The sequence below is a fragment of the Collimonas silvisoli genome, assembly GCF_018305005.1.
In the GTDB taxonomy this organism is placed as follows: domain Bacteria; phylum Pseudomonadota; class Gammaproteobacteria; order Burkholderiales; family Burkholderiaceae_D; genus Collimonas; species Collimonas silvisoli.
The window spans coordinates 11,964-30,001 of sequence record NZ_JAGQEG010000041.1 but is presented as its reverse complement, the minus strand read 5'-3'; the positions used below and the strand labels follow the sequence as shown (position 1 = coordinate 30,001).

Annotated in this window: 15 protein-coding genes; 13 read left to right on the top strand and 2 right to left on the bottom strand. The window is 58.0% G+C overall.

Translation table 11 applies throughout. The features are described 5' to 3' along the window. Positions 1 to 43 precede the first annotated feature (43 nt). The 7 genes from KHU33_RS12935 to KHU33_RS12905 all read left to right on the top strand — a co-directional run bounded on the left by KHU33_RS12935 (position 44) and on the right by KHU33_RS12905 (position 7,487). Positions 44 to 814 carry an enoyl-CoA hydratase/isomerase family protein gene (locus KHU33_RS12935; protein WP_211463474.1) on the top strand — a complete coding sequence of 257 codons (771 nt, stop codon included), beginning with the start codon at positions 44 to 46 and terminating at the stop codon, positions 812 to 814. Between the two features lie 64 nt (positions 815 to 878). Further along, entirely contained in the window at positions 879 to 1,940 is a 1,062-nt protein-coding gene (locus KHU33_RS12930; protein WP_211463472.1) for an ABC transporter substrate-binding protein, read from the top strand. A gap of 12 nt (positions 1,941 to 1,952) precedes the next feature. Next, positions 1,953 to 3,005 (top strand): ABC transporter ATP-binding protein, encoded by a 1,053-nt coding sequence (locus tag KHU33_RS12925; protein WP_211463470.1) that lies wholly within the window; start codon positions 1,953 to 1,955, stop codon positions 3,003 to 3,005. Between the two features lie 14 nt (positions 3,006 to 3,019). Next, positions 3,020 to 4,744 (top strand): ABC transporter permease subunit, encoded by a 1,725-nt coding sequence (locus KHU33_RS12920; RefSeq protein ID WP_211463468.1) that lies wholly within the window; start codon positions 3,020 to 3,022, stop codon positions 4,742 to 4,744. 38 nt (positions 4,745 to 4,782) lie between these two features. Continuing rightward, a complete protein-coding gene (locus KHU33_RS12915; RefSeq protein ID WP_211463460.1) occupies positions 4,783 to 6,378 on the top strand; it encodes an AMP-binding protein in 1,596 nt (531 codons plus the stop codon). A 128-nt stretch (positions 6,379 to 6,506) separates the two neighbouring features. Further along, on the top strand, positions 6,507 to 7,319 hold the full coding sequence (locus KHU33_RS12910; protein WP_211463510.1) for an IclR family transcriptional regulator: 813 nt from the start codon (positions 6,507 to 6,509) through the stop codon (positions 7,317 to 7,319). 3 nt (positions 7,320 to 7,322) lie between these two features. Next, positions 7,323 to 7,487, top strand: a complete 165-nt coding sequence (locus KHU33_RS12905; RefSeq protein ID WP_230414238.1) for an NAD(P)-binding domain-containing protein — start codon at positions 7,323 to 7,325, stop codon at positions 7,485 to 7,487. Positions 7,488 to 7,511: 24 nt separating this feature from the next. On the opposite strand, the gene KHU33_RS12900 is transcribed toward KHU33_RS12905, so the two are convergent. Next, entirely contained in the window at positions 7,512 to 8,585 is a 1,074-nt protein-coding gene (locus KHU33_RS12900) for a substrate-binding domain-containing protein (protein WP_211463458.1), read from the bottom strand. A 155-nt stretch (positions 8,586 to 8,740) separates the two neighbouring features. On the opposite strand from KHU33_RS12900, the gene KHU33_RS12895 reads away from it, so the two are divergent. The 6 genes from KHU33_RS12895 (at position 8,741) to KHU33_RS12870 (ending at position 16,715) form a co-directional block, all read left to right on the top strand. Further along, positions 8,741 to 10,378, top strand: coding sequence for an OFA family MFS transporter (locus KHU33_RS12895; protein WP_211463456.1), 1,638 nt, complete (start codon positions 8,741 to 8,743; stop codon positions 10,376 to 10,378). A 227-nt stretch (positions 10,379 to 10,605) separates the two neighbouring features. After that, a complete protein-coding gene (locus KHU33_RS12890; RefSeq protein ID WP_407928279.1) occupies positions 10,606 to 11,127 on the top strand; it encodes a formate dehydrogenase subunit gamma in 522 nt (173 codons plus the stop codon). After that, complete coding sequence (locus KHU33_RS12885) at positions 11,124 to 12,677, top strand: formate dehydrogenase beta subunit (protein WP_211463454.1); 1,554 nt, start codon at positions 11,124 to 11,126, stop codon at positions 12,675 to 12,677. Before KHU33_RS12890 ends, KHU33_RS12885 begins: the two co-directional genes overlap by 4 nt. Before the next feature lie 54 nt (positions 12,678 to 12,731). Continuing rightward, on the top strand, positions 12,732 to 15,599 hold the full coding sequence (gene fdhF, locus KHU33_RS12880; RefSeq protein ID WP_211463452.1) for a formate dehydrogenase subunit alpha: 2,868 nt from the start codon (positions 12,732 to 12,734) through the stop codon (positions 15,597 to 15,599). A 17-nt stretch (positions 15,600 to 15,616) separates the two neighbouring features. Further along, a complete protein-coding gene (gene fdhD / locus KHU33_RS12875) occupies positions 15,617 to 16,432 on the top strand; it encodes a formate dehydrogenase accessory sulfurtransferase FdhD (protein WP_211463450.1) in 816 nt (271 codons plus the stop codon). A 58-nt stretch (positions 16,433 to 16,490) separates the two neighbouring features. Beyond that, positions 16,491 to 16,715, top strand: coding sequence for a formate dehydrogenase subunit delta (locus KHU33_RS12870; protein ID WP_211463448.1), 225 nt, complete (start codon positions 16,491 to 16,493; stop codon positions 16,713 to 16,715). A gap of 13 nt (positions 16,716 to 16,728) precedes the next feature. Here the strand turns inward: KHU33_RS12870 and KHU33_RS12865 are convergent, their stop codons facing one another. Beyond that, complete coding sequence (locus tag KHU33_RS12865; protein WP_211463446.1) at positions 16,729 to 17,934, bottom strand: lactonase family protein; 1,206 nt, start codon at positions 17,932 to 17,934, stop codon at positions 16,729 to 16,731. Between the last annotated feature and the right edge of the window lie 104 nt (positions 17,935 to 18,038).

The window sequence follows — 18,038 nt, the reverse complement described above, 5'->3', positions numbered from 1 at the left end:
CTTTATATTGAAATAAAATATTAATTATTGCATAGGAATAGTTATGGCAAAGCATATCATTTTGGAAGCAAACGGAAACGTTGGCGTGGTCACCTTGAATCGCCCAGAAAAGCTCAATGCCTGGAATACCGACATGCGCAACGAGATCATTGCTGCACTGACGAATTTCAACGCCGATCCGGCCGTTGGCGCCATCGTCATGACGGGCGCCGGCGAACGCGCATTCTGCGCAGGGCAGGACCTGGAAGAGGCGCATGGCTTCGATCCTGCCCGCGTGAACGAATGGATGAGCGAATGGGAAAACTACTATGCCGTGCTGCGTGGCTTGTCGAAGCCGCTGGTCATTGCGCTTAACGGCACCGCTGCCGGCTCCGCATTCCAGGTTGCGTTGCTGGGCGATATCCGCGTCGGTCACGCCGGTTCGCGCATGGGGCAGCCGGAAATAAATGCAGGCATTCCGAGTGTGACCGGTCCGTGGATCATGAAGCAGATGCTGGGGTTGTCGCGCACGATAGAACTGACGCTGACCGGACGCATGATGGAAGCAGAAGAGTGCCATCGGATCGGTCTGATTCATCATCTGGTCGCCGCCGATCAAGTCATGCCCAAAGCGATGGAGATTGCCCGCGATCTGGCAGCGAAGCCGCCGGTAGCGATGCGCCTGGATAAGCAGCGTTTCTGCGAAATGTCCGAATCCGGTTTTCACGAAGCCATCAGCGCCGGCCGCCGGATCCAGGTGGAGGCGTACAGCACGGGCGAACCGGCACGCATGATGGAAGAGTTTTTCCGCAAACGCGGGCGCAGCATCGCGTAATTAGATTTCCGCAGAAGGTTGTCTCAATGAACGTCTTTGCATTTCTATCGCATAGGGAGGTCGTATGAAAAACCGTTTCGATACCACACGCCGTGGGATGCTGAAGCTTGCCGGAGGACTGGCTGTCGCCGGCGCGTTCCCGGCTACAGTGTTCGGCCAGAACAAACAGATCGTGGTCGCCGATCCCGGCGGTCCTTACACCGCAGCATATCGAAAGGCTTTTTACGACCCGTTTGAAAAGGCCACCGGCATTCGTGTCATCAATGTGGCGCGCGAGGCGCAACCTGTGGCGCAGTTGACGGCGATGGTGAAGACGAAGAATTTCGTGTGGGACGTCACAACCCTGACCGTGGCACAGGATATTCCCATCCTGGAAGAAGCCGGTTTGCTTGAGCCGCTGGGATTAAAGGTCAGCGAATTTTCGAACATGCTGGCGGAATCGGTTGCACCAAACTTCATGGGTGTCGACGTCTATTCGACCGTGCTGGCATACCGCAGCGACAAGTACGGCAAAAATCCACCGTCCAGCTGGGCCGATTTCTGGAATGTAGAAAAATTTCCGGGGCGCCGGGCATTGCGCCGTAACGCCATCGACACGCTGGAACAGGCCTTGATGGCCGATGGCGTCTCCATCGATAAACTCTACCCGCTGGATCTGGACCGGGCGTTCAAGAGTCTCGATCGCATCAAGCCGCATGTCGCGGTGTGGTGGACCAGCGGCGCGCAGGCGATGCAGCTGATTCAGTCCGGCGAGGTCGACATGATTTCGACCTGGAATGCGCGTGCGCAAACCGCCATCGAAGGCGGCGCGCCAGTCGCCATCGTCTGGAATCAGGGACTGTATTCGATCGAGGGCTGGGGTGTGCCGAAGGGAACGCCACGCGCCGAAGAGGCCAAGGCGTTCGTCAAATTCTGCGCAGATGCCGCGCGCCAAGCGGCCTTTACCGACACCTTGGCATACGGCCCCACCAATCTCAATGCCTATCAAAACATTCCAGCCAAACGCGCCGCGATTTTGCCGACCTCTGCAGCCAACCTGAAACTCATGCGCGCACCAAGCGCGCAGTGGTGGCACAAGAACCGCAATCTGGCGTCGGATCGATTCAACGCATGGTTACTTTCGTAAGCGGGCAGGAAAATGGTCGCCAGATTAGAAACAATTGGACTTGGCAAGCGCTATCAGGACGTCACCGCGCTGTCGCCTACCGATCTGCAGGTTCAGGATGGGGAGTTCCTGACCCTGCTTGGCCCCTCAGGTTCCGGCAAGACCACGCTGCTGCAAATCATCGCTGGGCTGGTCGAACCAAGCGACGGCAAGTTGCTGATCGATGGTAAAGACGCCACCCGCAAGGCTGCCGGTGAACGCGGCATAGGCATGGTGTTTCAAAGCTATGCCTTGTTCCCTCACATGACCGTGTGGGACAACGTCGCCTATCCATTGCGCATGCGTAAAGAGGGGAGAGCGGCGATGGATGCCGCGGTCAAGGAGGCGTTGGAAATGGTGCAGATGGGCGCTTACGCCCATCGCCTGCCGCGCGAATTGTCCGGCGGCCAGCAACAGCGTATCGCGCTGGCGCGCTGCTTCGTCTACAAGCCCTCGGTGATCCTGCTGGACGAACCGCTGGGCGCGCTGGACAAGAAATTACGCGAGCACATGCAATCCGAAATCCGCCGCCTGCACAAGGATTTGGGAGCCACCTTCATTTACGTCACCCATGACCAGGAGGAGGCGCTCAATCTTTCCGATCGTATCTGCCTGATGAATCAATCGAAGATAGAGCAGATAGGTACGCCGCAAGCCATGTATGACCAGCCTGCCACCGTGTTCTCGGCGCAATTCATCGGTTACTCGAACTTGCTGGAAGGAACGTTGGAACAAGGTGCGGCTGGGTTCGATATCTTGCGCAACGGCCGTTTCGCATTGCCTGTGATGCCGCAAGATGCCAGCCAGTCGGCGGCCCGGACGCTGGTCGTAAGGCCGGAAAACGCACGGCTGGCGAATACCGAATCAGCCTATCTGCGCGGACGCGTCAACGAAGTCGTATTCGCCGGATCCGATATCCGTGTACTCATCGACATCGGCGAAGCGGAGCCATTCTTGCTGCGTTGCGGCCGCCGCGAAGCACCCGCCGTCGGCGATATCGTCGGCGTCAGCTGGCAGTGTGAACTGACTACCGTCGTTGCCGCCTGACAGGAGCCGCCATCATGCATAATTCCTCAAGCCGCAAGCTGATCAAGGCCATGCTGCCGGCGTTGCCGTCTATCGTATTCCTGCTATGTTTTTTTGGCGCGCCGGTCTACGAGATCTTGCAAACCGGCGCCTACAACGCCGATGGCAAGCTGAGTCTGGCGCAGTTCCATCGTATCAGCGGCGATATCGTGTATGCGAAGGTATTGTGGACCACCTTCAAGATATCGCTGCTGACTGCGCTGTTTGCGGTCGGACTCGGCTTTCCGGTCGCCTACTTCCTGAGCCAGATCAGCGACCGCCGTCGCGGTAAATGGATGATCTGGCTGTTGATTCCGTTCTGGACCAGTTACCTGGTGAAGACTTTTGCCTGGATTCTGGTGCTGTCCAAAACCGGTGTACTTGCCTCGATCGCGATGGGGCTTGGCCTGGTCGATGATCCGCAAGCCCTGGCGCCGTCCTTGAACGGGGTGATGATCGGTATGGTGCATGCGATGTTGCCGTTGGCAGTGATGAACATGTTGCCGATCATGCGCGGCGTTAATGCGCAATTGCTGCAGGCTGCGGAAACTCTGGGCGCCAATCGCACAGTTGCCTTTTTTTCGGTGTTCCTGCCGCTGGCGGCGCCGGGCATGGCTGCCGCCGGTTTGCTGGTATTCATCACCAGCCTGGGTTTCTTCATCTTGCCGGCTCTGCTCGGCACGCCGCAGGAAACCATGGTCGCGCAGTTGGTGATTTCGGCGATTAATGAGTTATTCAATTTGCCGTTTGCCGCCGCCTTGTCAACGGTCTTGCTGGTCTGTGCGATTGCTGTATTTATCTTGTACGACAAGCTGGTTGGCTTATCCTCATTGAGCGGCGAGTCACGACCTGCGGTGCGCAACAAGAATTTACCTGGCATGAACGGTTTCCTGATCGTCGTCGGCAGAACATTGGGACGCGCTTATGGCGCACTGGGGCCGTTAAGCGCCAATGTTCGCGGCCTGAAAATATATACGTTGCTGCTGATCGGATTGTTATCGCTGCCGATTCTGGTGGTACTGCCGATTGCGTTCACCGATTCTCCGTTCCTGGCCTTTCCACCCAAAGGCTTCAGCCTGCGCTGGTTCTCCTCGTTCATGTTCTCTCCGGTCTGGCAATCGGCATTGCTGCGTTCGTTCGGTGTGGCGGTGGTAACTGCGCTTGCCGCCACCGCTCTGGGTCTGGGCGCCGCACTGTCGCTGACGCGCTTGCCGGCTGCCTGGACCAAGCCCATGTTCGCGGTTTTCCTGGCGCCGCTGATCGTGCCGCGCATCGTGATTGCGGTCGGCTTGTTCTATCTCTTTGCGCGTCTCGGGCTGGTCGGCACTAATCTCGGACTGGCGATCGGCCATACCGTATTGGCGATTCCCTATGTGGTTGTGACAATGGTAGCTGCGCTCAAGCGCTTCGACTGGCGCCTCGACGATGCCGGCCGCATCCTCGGCGCGTCAGCATTGGCGCGGCTGCGCACGATACAGCTGCCGATGATGATAGGCAGCGTGGCGGCAGCATTGCAGATTGCTTTCATCATTTCGTTTGACGAATTGACGATTGCCATTTTCGTCAGCGGCGGTCTCACCAATACATTGCCGAAACAGATGTGGGATGACATGACTTTGCAAGTCAATCCGACGCTGGCCGCGGTATCGCTGGTCATGGTGGCGGTGATTGGGCTGCTGGTATTGATCCCGACATTCTTCAAACGGGCTGAGCAGGCATGAAGTCCTGCGCCCATCATTTTTCTAATCAAGACGTTCACATGCACAACTATTCCGCATATTTTCCTGTTCGTTCACCTCGCGATAATCTCGACGTCGTGCCGCTGCTGCATGATGGTCTTATACAGGGGGGACCACGCACGCTGCTCGATTTTAATGGCACCAGGACATCGTTCGACGACATGGCCAAACGCGTCGGCGCGATGCAAGCCTGGCTGGACGCCAAAGGTATATCTCGAGGCGATCGGGTGGCGCTGATGCTGGAAAACGGCCTGGATCACATCGCGCTGATATACGCGCTGATGCTGAGCGGCGTGGTGTGGGTGCCGGTCAATACGCGCCTGAAAGGAGCGGGTATCGACTATCTGCTCGGCCATTGCAAGCCAACGTTGTTCGTCGCGCAACGTGAGTTTGCCGAGGTCCTGTCGGATCTGCCGGATTTGCAGTCCCGCCTGGTCTGGCTCGAAGAGGTGCAGCGAATGGTGCAACAGATGCCGGCCGAAGACCGGCGGCTGCAGGCGGCAGCGGTCAGCGCCGATGATACTTTGTGCCTGATCTATACCTCCGGCACCACCGGTGCGCCGAAGGGAGTGGTGTTCACCCATCGCATGATGCGGATTGCCAGCGAAGCGACCTTGATCGTTTCCGGCGCCGGCGCAGGTGACCGCATGTTCGTCTGGGAGCCGCTCTGTCATATCGGCGGCGCGCAGATGATGCTGGTGCCGTTTCTGCAGCAAGTCGAATTGCACATAGTCGAACGTTTTTCGGCGAGCCGCTTCTGGCAACAGATAGAAACTTCGCAAGCTACCCACTTGCACTATCTGGGCGGGATCCTGGACATACTGATGCAGCTGCCGCAGCAACCCGCCAGTCATACCTTGCGCGTGGCCTGGGGCGCCGGCGTGTCGGTAAAAGCGTGGGATGCGGTGATCGCGCGTTTGCAACTGGATCTGCGCGAATGTTATGGCATGACCGAAGGATCCAGCTTCACCACCGTCAACACCAGCGGAAAGCCGGGTTCCATCGGACGCGCGCTGCCTTGGCTTAAGGTCGAACTGCTGGACGACCATGATCAGCCGGTAGCCATCGGCGATATTGGACAAATCGTGGTGTCGAGCGCGATCGATGCTACCTTCTTGCCGCAATACCTGGACAATCCGGAGGCAAGCGCGGCTGCAGTTCGGGATGGAAAGTTGTACACGGGCGATTCTGCGCGCATGGATCCGGAAGGGGATTTGTATTTTGTCGGTCGTCGCACCGACAGCATGCGCGTGCGCGGAGAAAACGTATCGGCGTGGGAAATCGAGCGTGTTTTCGTCACCCACCCGGCGGTCGCCGCGGCCGCTGCCGTTGGCATCGACAGCGCAATCGGCGAACAGGAAATCATGCTGTACGTGCAATTCAAGCCCGGCTCCGACGTACTGTTCAGCGATCTCGCACAATGGGCGCAATCCAGGCTTGCCAGCTACCAGATGCCGCGCTATTTTCTAAAAACCGGCTCGTTCGAATTGACATTGAGCGAACGAATTAAAAAGCATTTGCTGCCACGTAGTATCGAATCGGCATGGGACCGTCGCGTCCAACAGTCCTCGACAAACAACGACGTGACATTCCAGATAGCTCAAAGAAGCCAATGAACAGCGATAATAGAGCCTTTCCTCAACCAAAAGGCCAGTCTGCCATGCAGGCGGCCATTGACCCTATGAGCGCAAACGAAGGCAAAGCTGTTGGTACACGTAAGAAAAAAGCAGGCAAGGAAACGACAATGGCAAAAGCCGCTGCTGCTCCAAGCGCCGAGGTTGCGGGTGCCAGCGCTGTCGACTCCCCGCTATACGTGAATTCGGTAGAAAAAGGAATGCGCGTTCTGATGGCGTTCGATGGCCAGCAACGGCAACTTTCATTGTCGCAAATTGCCGCGCTCACAGGCTTCGATCTCAGCGCGGCGCAACGCTTCACGTACACGTTGACAGTATTGGGTTACCTGGACAAGGACGAAGAAAGCCGCAAATACGAGCTTTCACCGAAGCTACTCGATTTCGCCTATCACTACTTGTCATCCAGTGAGCTGGTCACTCGGGCGACACCCTATTTGCAGCAACTGAGCCAGGAAACCGAGGAAACCATCAATCTGACAATACTTGAAGGCACCGATGTCGTTTTCGTCCAACGTATCGTCAGTCGTCATGTTCTGAATCCGACCGTGGTCACCGGAACCCGTATCCCGGCATATTGCACTGCACCCGGACTGGCATTGTTGTCAACCATGAGTGACGAAGAAGTCGATGCGATATTGGCCGCTTCCGAGCTACGGCAGCATACCCCGTTTACGATAGTTGATCCGAAGAAAATCAAGCTACGGCTGGTCACTTTCCGCGAGCAAGGATATGCCCACATCAAGGAAGAATATTTCCTCGGTGACGTGTCGACCGCAGCAGCAGTTAAGGATGCCCGTGGCCGCGGTATCGGCGCCGTCAACGTTGCAGTGACGAAGGCGCGTTGGGGCGCCGATAGCGATGAAAGCCGCTACGCCAGTCTGGTGATGTCGGCGGCTCGCGCCATTTCGGTACAGAGGAAGTAAGCGATGACTATGCGGCGGCAGCCCGATATTACCTTCATCGGCGGCGGCAATATGGCGGCCGCATTGATCAACGGATTCGTGAATCGCTTTACACCTGCGGCAAATATCAGCGTCATAGATGTCAATCCCGCAACCGATCGCAGCCGTGAGCTCGGTGACGCCTGCTGACGAGGATCGCCGAATACAACTGCGTTAGCATCCCGGAAAAGCTTTGGACAACGACAAAATCTCGCCGGTGGCGCTGCCGTCATAGCCGCTGAGCTGATTGACTATTTCGCGAAACGAGGCGGATTGCAAGATGCCGATGACTTGCTGCATCAGCGGATCTTTCATGGCGCTGGTCGACAGGGCAAAGAAATAGCGCTCACGGATCAGCGGGATGAAATCCAGGCCGAAACGCTGGGCCGCGGTCTGGACGCCGAAGCCGACGTCGGCCATGCCGCTGGCGATAAAGGCGGCAATGGCGGAATGCGTGAATTCGGCAGTCTCAAAGCCTTCGATGGCGGTTGTCGGCAGTGCCTGCCTGGACAGCATCAGTTCCAGCAGCATGCGGGTGCCGGAGCCCGGTTGGCGGTTGACAAAAAGCACACCTGGCCGGCCCAGATCGGCTAAGCCGGCGATGTTCTTCGGATTGCCCGGCGCCACCATCAAGCCTTGATTGCGCACTGCCAGATGAATCAAGCTGTGCTTATTTTTGTCCAGCCAATGGCTGTAGCTGGCCACTGACGCATCTTCGAACTCTCCCAAGGGCACGTGAAAGCCGGCCAGGTCGCATTCTTGCCGCGCCAGCGCCGCCACGGCATCGGCACTGTTGCGATAGCGCAACTCCACCGGCAGGTGCAGCTCATTCAGTTGGTGCAGCAGTGCAGCCACGGCAAAGCCATGGCTGGCGTTCAGACGTATCACCGGCGACTGGCGGCTCACCGTTTTGCTCAACTCGCCTTCCAGCTCGGAAGCGAGGGTTTCCAATGTCGGCGACAAACGCGCCGCGATGCGCCGATCGGCCCAGATCAGTTTTTCCGCCAGCGGCAGCAAGCGGCTGCCGCGGCCGCGGCCGGTTTCTATCAATGGATGGCCGAACATGTGCTCGGCCTCGCGCAGCAGGCCCCATGCATGGCGATAAGAACTGCCCGTTTGTTTGGCGGCATTGGCAATCGAGCCGGTTTCCTGGATTGCGGTGAGTAATGTCAATAACACAGCGGTATCCAGCGGCTGCTCAGCGTCGCGTGAGATTTCCCAGTGCGGCTTGATTTTGACTTTATACATTATGCAAAATATAGCCTATTGAGAAGGTGCGTTGCCAGTGATATTTTTCATGGCGATAGGGCAAATATAAGAATATGAGAATTTTTTTATATAAAAACCTATATGTAGGTAATTACCTATGGTACATATAAGCTTTTTTATTTCCAGGGGGAAATGTGGGATTTTTAGATAAAGAACGGACCATTGCAGGTCCCGGCTTCAACCGTTGGCTGGTGCCGCCGGCGGCGTTGGCAATTCATCTATGTATCGGCATGGCTTACGGTTTTTCAGTGTTCTGGCTGCCGCTGTCGAAGGCAATCGGGATCAAGGAATCGCTGGCCTGCTCCAAGGATATGAGTTTCCTTGCATCAATATTCGCAAGTACTTGCGACTGGAAGATTTCGATGCTCGGCTGGATCTACACGATGTTCTTCGTACTGCTGGGGGCATCGGCTGCCATCTGGGGCGGCTGGCTGGAGCACGTCGGCCCGCGCAAGGCCGGTTTTGTCGCCGCATTGTGCTGGTGCGGCGGTTTGCTGATTTCGGCCTTAGGCGTTTATCACCACCAGATCTGGCTGATGTGGCTAGGCTCCGGCTTGATTGGCGGCATCGGCCTGGGACTCGGTTACATTTCCCCGGTATCGACCTTGATCAAGTGGTTTCCCGATCGGCGCGGCATGGCGACCGGCATGGCGATCATGGGTGTTGGCGGCGGCGCGCTGATCGGCAGTCCGCTGGCCGACAAGCTGATGAAGCATTTTGCTTCCGACACCTCGGTCGGCGTCTGGCAGACCTTCGTGGTCATGGCTGCGATCTATTTTGTGTTCATGATGGCCGGCGCCTTCGGTTATCGGATTCCGCCTAGCGGCTGGAAACCGGCTGGCTGGACGCCGCCTGTAACCAGCGGCAACGCCATGATCACCCAGAATCACGTACACGCCAGCAAGGTCTGGGGCATTCCGCAATTCTGGCTGATTTGGCTGGTGCTGTGCTTGAACGTGTCGGCCGGTATCGGCGTGATCGGCATGGCGTCGCCCATGCTGCAAGAAGTGTTCGGCGGCCATCTGCTCGGCGCCAGCACCAAGTTTACCGAATTGTCGCTTGAGCAAAAAGGCGCGATTGCGGCGATTGCCGCCGGCTTTACCGGCTTGATCAGTCTGTTCAACATCGGCGGCCGCTTCGTCTGGGCATCCTGCTCGGACTATATCGGACGCAAGATGACGTATGTGGTGTTCTTTGTCCTCGGCTTCGTGTTGTACGTCAGCCTGCCTTGGTCTGGTGCAACCGGCAGCGTGGCCTTGTTCGTGATCGCGGTTTGCCTGATTCTGTCGATGTATGGCGGCGGCTTCGCAACCGTACCAGCCTATCTGGCCGACATGTTCGGCACCCAGATGGTGGGCGCGATCCATGGCCGCCTGCTGACTGCCTGGGCGACTGCCGGCATCCTCGGGCCGGTGGTGGTGAACTACATGCGCGAATATCAAATCTCGCTAGGCATGCCGCGTGAGTCCGTCTACAACACCACGATGTATATCCTGGCCGGCATGCTGGCGCTGGGCTTGCTGTGCAACCTGATGATGAAACCGATTGCTGAAAAACATTTCATGACGCCGGAAGAGCTGGCGCGTGAAAAGCAACTGGCGCATGAGCAGGCTTCGGTCAATGGCGGGGCGGTACTGGCGCCTGAAGTGATGGCGCGCATCGGCAGCGGGGGCAACCCGCTGGCGCTGTGGCTGTCGTGGGCGGCGGTGATTATTCCTTTGGCTTGGGGGATCTCGATCACTTTGCAAAAGTCTGCAGTATTGTTTAAGTAATGCTTAAGTAACGCATGACGGGACAGGGTAAGGAAAGCCGGCACAGGTGAGCACCCTGTCCCAAGCAGGCAAGATGTAGTCGGAAAAGTACAATCGGTAAAAGTATTATCAGATTAGTGTAGGGACTCAGGACGCACCGTTGTGCGCCGATCAAGGTGCATGGTTTCACAATAAGAACATCCAATCTGCGCACCTTTTGTAATACCGAATCCCGGTAGGAGACTGTCGTGAAGATGCACATCAAGCAAGGATCTCAAGTTTCGCAAGCAGCAGCGCTGGACCCATCTGTCGACCTCGATCAGGTCAAAACCCTTATTCAAAAATACCAGGCCTTGCCCGGCGCCATGCTGCCGGTCTTGCATGCGATCCAGGATGCGCTCGGCTACATACCGTCGTCGACGGTGCCTTTGATTGCGGACCAGCTGAATCTGTCGCGCGCCGAAGTGCATGGCGTAATCAGCTTCTATCACCATTTCCGCCAGCAGCCGGCGGGGCGTCACATCGTGCAGTTGTGCCGTGCCGAAGCTTGCCAGGCAGTTGGTGCAGACGCGCTGGCGGAACATGCCAAGGCCGCGCTCGGCTGCGATTTCCATGGCACCAGCAGCGATGGCCAGTTTACGCTGGAGCCGGTGTATTGCCTGGGGCAATGCGCTTGCGGACCGAATATGCAGATCGACGACGATTTGCACGCACGCGTCAGCAACGACAAATTCAACCGGCTGGTGCGGGCCAAGCGAGGTGCGTTATGAGCGCCGCTATTACCGTCTACGTGCCGCGCGATTCCACCGCGCTCGCCCTCGGCGCCGAGCAAGTCGCCGCAGCAATTGCGCAACAGGCACAGCAGCGCGGATTGGCCATCAATCTGGTGCGCAACGGTTCACGCGGCATGTTCTGGCTGGAGCCGCTGGTTGAAGTGGCGACCGCCGCCGGCCGCGTCGGCTACGGGCCGGTCGAGCCGGACGATGTCGCGGGTCTGTTCGACGCTGATTTCCTGGCTGGCGGCCAGCATCGCCTGGCCCTGGGGATGGTCGAAGAAATTCCCTATTTGAAAAAACAAGAGCGACTCACCTTCGCCCGGGTCGGCGTTACCGATCCGCTCTCGCTCGACGATTACCTGGCGCATGAAGGTTATCTCGGTTTGCAAAAAGCCTTGGCCATGCAGAGCGCCGACATCGTGCAAGAAGTGCTGGATTCCGGCTTACGCGGGCGTGGCGGTGCGGCTTTCCCGACCGGCGTCAAATGGAAAACCGTGCTGGGCGCGCAGAGTCAGAAAAAGTACATCGTCTGCAATGCCGACGAAGGCGATTCCGGCACATTTTCCGACCGCATGGTGATGGAAGACGACCCCTTTGTCCTGATCGAAGGGATGACCATTGCCGGCCTGGCGGTCAACGCCAACTACGGTTATATCTACGTCCGTTCGGAATATCCGCATGCGATTGCCGCGCTGAACCAGGCAATCAGCACGGCCAACAGCCGGCATTATCTGGGCGAGAATATTCTTGGCTCAAGCCATACTTTCCATCTGGAAGTCCGCAAGGGCGCCGGCGCTTACATCTGCGGCGAGGAAACCGCCTTGCTCGAAAGCCTGGAAGGCAAACGCGGCGTGGTGCGCGCCAAACCGCCGCTGCCGGCCATTGAGGGTTTGTTCGGCCAGCCGACCGTGATCAACAATGTGATCTCGCTGGCCTCGGTGCCGATCATCCTGGCGCGCGGTGCGGCCTTCTATAAAAATTACGGCGTGGGGCGTTCGCTCGGCACTCTGCCGATGCAGCTGGCAGGCAATATCCGTCGTGGCGGCCTGGTCGAAAAGGCGTTCGGCGTGACCTTGCGCGAACTGCTGATGGACTTTGGCGGCGGCACTGCCAGCGGCAAGCCGATACGCGCAGTGCAGGTAGGCGGCCCGCTCGGACCGTATCTGCCGGAATCGCTGTTCGACACCAAGCTCGATTACGAAGCCTTCGCCGCTGTCGGCGGCATGCTGGGCCACGGCGGCATCGTGGTGTTCGACGATAGCGTCGACATGGCCAGGCAAGCCCGCTATGCGATGCAATTCTGCGCAATTGAATCCTGCGGCAAATGCACGCCTTGCCGCATCGGTTCGACGCGCGGCGTGGAAGTGATCGACAAGATCGTCGCCGGGCAAACACAGCAAATCCATTTGTTGAGGGATCTGTGCGACACCATGGTCAACGGTTCCTTGTGCGCGATGGGCAGCATGACGCCGTTGCCGGTGTTGTCGGCACTCGACCATTTTCCCGAAGATTTCGCCGGCGGCCCAGTCGATAAAGCCGCCTGACAGCAACCTGTACAACCAACACCACCCACGTTCCATCGGAACCAGGAGCATGTGATGAATCAGCTTAACGAACTCGACTACGGCACACCTGCCAAGCAAGCCGAGCAATTGGTAACACTGGAAATCGACGGCGTCAACGTCGACGTCGCGGCCGGCACTTCGGTGATGCGCGCCGCCGTGGAAGCTGGCATCAACGTCCCCAAATTATGCGCCACCGATAGCCTGGAACCGTTTGGTTCTTGCCGCCTGTGTCTGGTGGAAATCGAAGGGCGCAGAGGCTATCCGGCATCGTGCACCACGCCGTGCGAAGCGGGCATGAAGGTCAAGACGCAGACGCCGAAGCTGGCCGACATCCGGCGCGGCGTGATGGAGCTGTATATTTCCGACCATCCGCTGGATTGCCTGACTTGCCCTACCAACGGCAATTGCGAATTGCAGGACATGGCGGGCGTGACCGGCTTGCGTGAAGTCCGCTACGGCTACGACGGCGAAAATCATTTGAAGATGAAAAAGGATGAATCGAATCCTTACTTCACTTACGATCCCTCCAAATGCATAGTCTGCAACCGCTGCGTGCGCGCTTGCGAAGAAACCCAAGGCACGTTTGCACTGACCATCAATGGCCGGGGTTTTGAATCGCGCGTATCGGCAGGGCAGATGGAGAGTTTCATGGAGTCGGAGTGCGTGTCTTGCGGCGCTTGCGTGCAAGCCTGCCCGACTGCGACCCTGACCGAAAAGACCGTGATCATGCTGGGTCAGGCTGAGCATAGCGTTACCACCACCTGCGCCTATTGCGGCGTCGGCTGCTCGTTCAAGGCCGAGATGAAGGGCAATCAAGTGGTGCGCATGGTGCCGCACAAGGATGGCCAGGCTAACCACGGCCACTCCTGCGTCAAAGGCCGCTTTGCCTGGGGTTACGCAACCCACAAGGACCGGATCACCAAGCCGATGATACGCAGCAAGATCAGCGATCCCTGGCGTGAAGTGTCGTGGGACGAAGCGCTGACTTATGCCGCCAGCGAATTCCGCCGCATCCAGGTCAAGCACGGCAAGGATTCAATCGGCGGCATCACTTCTTCACGCTGCACCAATGAAGAAACCTATCTGGTGCAAAAGCTGGTGCGTGCTGCTTTCGGCAACAATAATGTCGATACCTGTGCCCGCGTTTGTCACTCACCAACCGGCTACGGCTTGAAGCAAACGCTGGGCGAATCGGCCGGCACCCAGACTTTCGATTCAGTCATGAAGTCGGACGTGATCATGGTCATCGGCGCCAATCCGGCTGCTGCACATCCGGTGTTTGCCTCGCAAATGAAGCGCCGTTTGCGCCAGGGCGCCAAGTTGATCGTGATCGATCCGCGCACCACAGAAATGGTGAAGTCGCCGCATGTCCAAGCCGATTACCATCTCAAGCTGCGGCCCGGCACCAACGTTGCCCTGATCACCGCGCTGGCGCACGTGATCCTGTCGGAAGGATTGCAGAAAGAAGATTTCGTCGCCGAACGTTGCGACCAGAAATCGTACGCCGACTGGAAGGAATTCGTACTGAAGCCGGAGAATTCGCCGGAAGCGATGGAAGCCATCACCGGCATACCGGCAGCAGAGATGCGCGGTGCGGCACGTTTGTTTGCTACCGCGGGCAATGGCGCGATCTATTACGGCCTCGGCGTCACTGAACATGCGCAAGGTTCGACCATGGTGATCGGTATCGCCAACCTGGCGATGGCGACAGGTAACGTTGGCCGCGAAGGCGTCGGCGTCAACCCCTTGCGCGGTCAGAACAATGTCCAGGGTTCCTGCGACATGGGTTCGTTCCCGCATGAATTGCCAGGGTATCGCCATGTTTCGGACAGTACCGTGCGCGGCGAGTTTGAACAAGCCTGGGGCGTTACCTTGAGTCCCGAGCCGGGTTTGCGGATTCCGAATATGTTCGACGCCGCGCTCGACGGCAGTTTCATGGGCCTGTATTGCGAAGGCGAGGACATCGTGCAGTCGGACCCGAACACCCAGCAAGTCACCGCCGCATTGGCCGCGATGGAATGCATCGTGGTGCAAGATCTGTTCCTCAACGAGACTGCCAAATATGCCCACGTATTCCTGCCAGGATCGTCGTTCCTGGAAAAGGACGGCACGTTCACCAATGCCGAACGGCGCATCTCGCGGGTGCGCAAAGTGATGCCGGCCAAGGGCGGCAAATCGGATTGGGAAGTCACGGTAGCCTTGTCCGAAGCCCTCGGTTATCCGATGAACTACCAGCATCCGTCGCAGATCATGGATGAGATCGCCGCACTGACGCCGACTTTCCATGGCGTCAGCTACGCCAGGCTGGAACAACTGGGCAGCATCCAGTGGCCATGCAACGACGCCGCGCCGGATGGCACGCCTATCATGCACATCAAGCAGTTTGTGCGCGGCAAGGGCAAGTTCATCAATACCCAATACTTCGCCACCGATGAAAAGGTCACGCAGAAATTCCCCTTGATCCTGACCACCGGCCGCATCTTGTCGCAATATAATGTCGGCGCTCAGACCAGGCGTACCGAGAATGTCGAATGGCATAGCGAAGACCGGCTGGAGATCCATCCGCATGACGCCGAGGACAGAGGCATCAAGGATGACGATTGGGTCGGCATCGAATCGCGCGCCGGGCAGACCGTGCTGCGCGCTACGGTGACTGAAAGAGTGCAGCCGGGCGTGGTCTACACCACCTTCCATTTCCCGGAATCGGGTGCTAATGTGATTACCACCGATAATTCCGACTGGGCGACCAATTGTCCCGAATACAAGGTCACTGCGGTGCAGGTTATGCCGGTCAGCCAGCCGTCCGCATGGCAAAAGCAGTTCAGCCGCTTCACCGAGCAGCAGCTGAAACTGTTGCAAGGGCAGACGGAGCACGCGGCTGAGGCAGCAGTCAGCAAATAACAGCGCAGAGGAAAAGCATGGTCATACCCGAATACGCCAGCAGCACCGAAGTCGAAGTAGAGCAATGGCGTAACGGCGCCGTCAGCAAGAGTCGCGACGTAGTTGCGGAAGAGGTGCCGGTGGCGCTGGAATACAACGGCATTTCGCACGCCGTGATGATGGCGTCGCCGGCCGACCTGGAAGATTTTGCCCTGGGCTTTTCCTTGACAGAAGGGATCCTGCAGGATCGCAGCGAGCTGTTCGATTGCGAGGTAGTCAGCGCGGCCGACGGCATCCAGGTGCAGATGCAGATTGCCACCGAACGCTTTGTCGCGCTCAAGGAAAAACGGCGCAACCTGACCGGCCGTACCGGCTGCGGCCTGTGTGGCGCAGAAACCTTGCAGCAGGCGGTGCGCAAGCCGGCGCCGGTGATTTCCGATGCACGGTTTTCGGCGGCCGCTATTTACGCGGCGATGGCCACCATGCAGCAACTACAGCAATTGCAGCAGGTGACCGGCGCAACTCATGCCGCTGCGTGGCTGCAGGTGGACGGCGAGATTGCCTTGGTGCGGGAAGATGTCGGCCGCCATAACGCCCTCGATAAACTGATCGGGGCCTTGGCGCAAAGAAATCCGCCGCAGGATTTTTCCAGCGGCGCAGTCTTGATCACCAGCCGCGCCAGTTATGAAATGGTGCAAAAAGCGGCGAGTATGGGATGCGGCTTTGTCGTTGCGGTGTCGGCGCCGACGGCGCTGGCGATCCGTCTGGCTGAACAGGCTAACGTGACCTTGCTGGGTTTCGTGCGGCAACCCGGTCATGTGGTGTATGCGCATCCACAACGCGTATTGCCGTGAATCTGATCAAACCCCCAGCCACCCCAACCACAGAATTGCAGCAGAAAGGGTAAGTCATATGAATTTGGAACACCTGGTGAAGATGGCGAATCAGATCGGTTCATTTTTCGAATCCATGCCCGACCGCCAGCAAGCCATGGCAGATCTCGCCAGCCACTTGAAGCGCAGCTGGGAGCCGCGCATGCGGCGCGAATTGCTGACGTATATCGACGAGCAGGGCGGGGCCGACCTCAAACCCATTGTGCTGGAGGCGATTCACCTGCACGCCAGCACCCTGCAGTAAACGCTGAGCGCGCTCAGCGCACAAACACCATCTGCGAAGGGCTGCCCAACCCGGTATACCTGTCGATGAAGTGCAGCTTGCCGCTGTGCTTGTCGATGGCGAACTGGGTGATATTGTCGCTGCGCTGATTCAACGCGTAGATATAACGCCCCTGCGGTTCGATCACGATGCTGCGCGGATAATCGCCGCGAGTCCATGTTTCTTCCACCCAGCTGAGCTTGCCTTGCGCGCCGATGGCGAACTGGACAATGCTGTTGTGCAAGCGATTCGCCACATACAGGAAGCGGCCGTCGTGGCTTAAGGTCAGCCCGGATGCAAAACTGGTTCCCTGATAATTTTTCGGCAAGCTTGAGATGGTTTGCTGTTCTTGCAAAGTCCCGCTGGACTGGTCGAAGTGATAGAGCGTCAGGGTTGAAGCCTCTTCATTGATCAGGTAGACATATCTGCCGTTCGGATGAAACACAAAATGGCGCGGGCCGGCACCCGCCGACGAGGCTTTGATGAAGGCCGGCGTATTAGGCGCCAAGCTGCCGTTGCTCTGGTCAAAGCGCCATTGATAGATGCGGTCCAGCCCGAGATCGGTCGAAAACACAAATTTGCCGTTGGGGTCGCTGGCGATCATATGCGCATGCGGGGCGTCATGGCCGCTAGCGGCAAAGCTGCCGATGGGCGCAGCCTCCGGCCGTGCAGCTCCGGCCGGACCGGCGCTTTGCTGCACCGATGCCGCCGGCAACAAACTGCCGTCCTCAGCCACCGGAAAAGAGGCCACTGAGCCGCTGCCGTAATTGGCAGCCAGCAGATAGTTCTGCTTTGGCGTCAACGCCACATACACCGGCATCTTGCCTTGCGCATCCTGCTGATTCAGCAAAGTCAACGAACCATCGGCCCGGTTCACGGCATACGCCGCCAATACGCCGTGCTGGCTGTCTTTGTAATTGGCCACTTCACTTGCCACGTACAGCGTTTTTCCGGCGCCATCGAGACTGAGCTGGGCGGCGTTCGGCAAGTTGCTGACAACTTTCACTCGGCTCAGTGCGCCTGACTGGCTATCCACTTTAAACAGGTAGACGCCTTCGCCATTGGGGTTGTATGTCCCGACATAGGCGAACAGGGCGGGCGGCGGGGTTTCGGCTCTTAGCGGCATGCTGGTCATGGTGAGTAGTGCGATGGAGAGCGCCATTCTTTTGGATAGGCGGAATAGAGCCGGTTGAATCTGCATATTTTCTCCGATAGCCGGACTTGCTGCGCCGGCATTTCTTGTCAGATTATTGCGATCAATGAATATAGGGTCATCTAGATTGAATGGCAATACGTAAAATTTAC

Coding starts and splice junctions, on each gene's coding strand:
- KHU33_RS12935 (WP_211463474.1), top strand. CDS start 44: ATGGCAAAGCATATCATTTTGGAAGCAAACGGAAACGTTGGCGTGGTC.
- KHU33_RS12930 (WP_211463472.1), top strand. CDS start 879: ATGAAAAACCGTTTCGATACCACACGCCGTGGGATGCTGAAGCTTGCC.
- KHU33_RS12925 (WP_211463470.1), top strand. CDS start 1,953: ATGGTCGCCAGATTAGAAACAATTGGACTTGGCAAGCGCTATCAGGAC.
- KHU33_RS12920 (WP_211463468.1), top strand. CDS start 3,020: ATGCATAATTCCTCAAGCCGCAAGCTGATCAAGGCCATGCTGCCGGCG.
- KHU33_RS12915 (WP_211463460.1), top strand. CDS start 4,783: ATGCACAACTATTCCGCATATTTTCCTGTTCGTTCACCTCGCGATAAT.
- KHU33_RS12910 (WP_211463510.1), top strand. CDS start 6,507: ATGGCAAAAGCCGCTGCTGCTCCAAGCGCCGAGGTTGCGGGTGCCAGC.
- KHU33_RS12905 (WP_230414238.1), top strand. CDS start 7,323: ATGACTATGCGGCGGCAGCCCGATATTACCTTCATCGGCGGCGGCAAT.
- KHU33_RS12900 (WP_211463458.1), bottom strand. CDS start 8,585: ATGTATAAAGTCAAAATCAAGCCGCACTGGGAAATCTCACGCGACGCT.
- KHU33_RS12885 (WP_211463454.1), top strand. CDS start 11,124: ATGAGCGCCGCTATTACCGTCTACGTGCCGCGCGATTCCACCGCGCTC.
- fdhF (WP_211463452.1), top strand. CDS start 12,732: ATGAATCAGCTTAACGAACTCGACTACGGCACACCTGCCAAGCAAGCC.
- fdhD (WP_211463450.1), top strand. CDS start 15,617: ATGGTCATACCCGAATACGCCAGCAGCACCGAAGTCGAAGTAGAGCAA.
- KHU33_RS12870 (WP_211463448.1), top strand. CDS start 16,491: ATGAATTTGGAACACCTGGTGAAGATGGCGAATCAGATCGGTTCATTT.
- KHU33_RS12865 (WP_211463446.1), bottom strand. CDS start 17,934: ATGCAGATTCAACCGGCTCTATTCCGCCTATCCAAAAGAATGGCGCTC.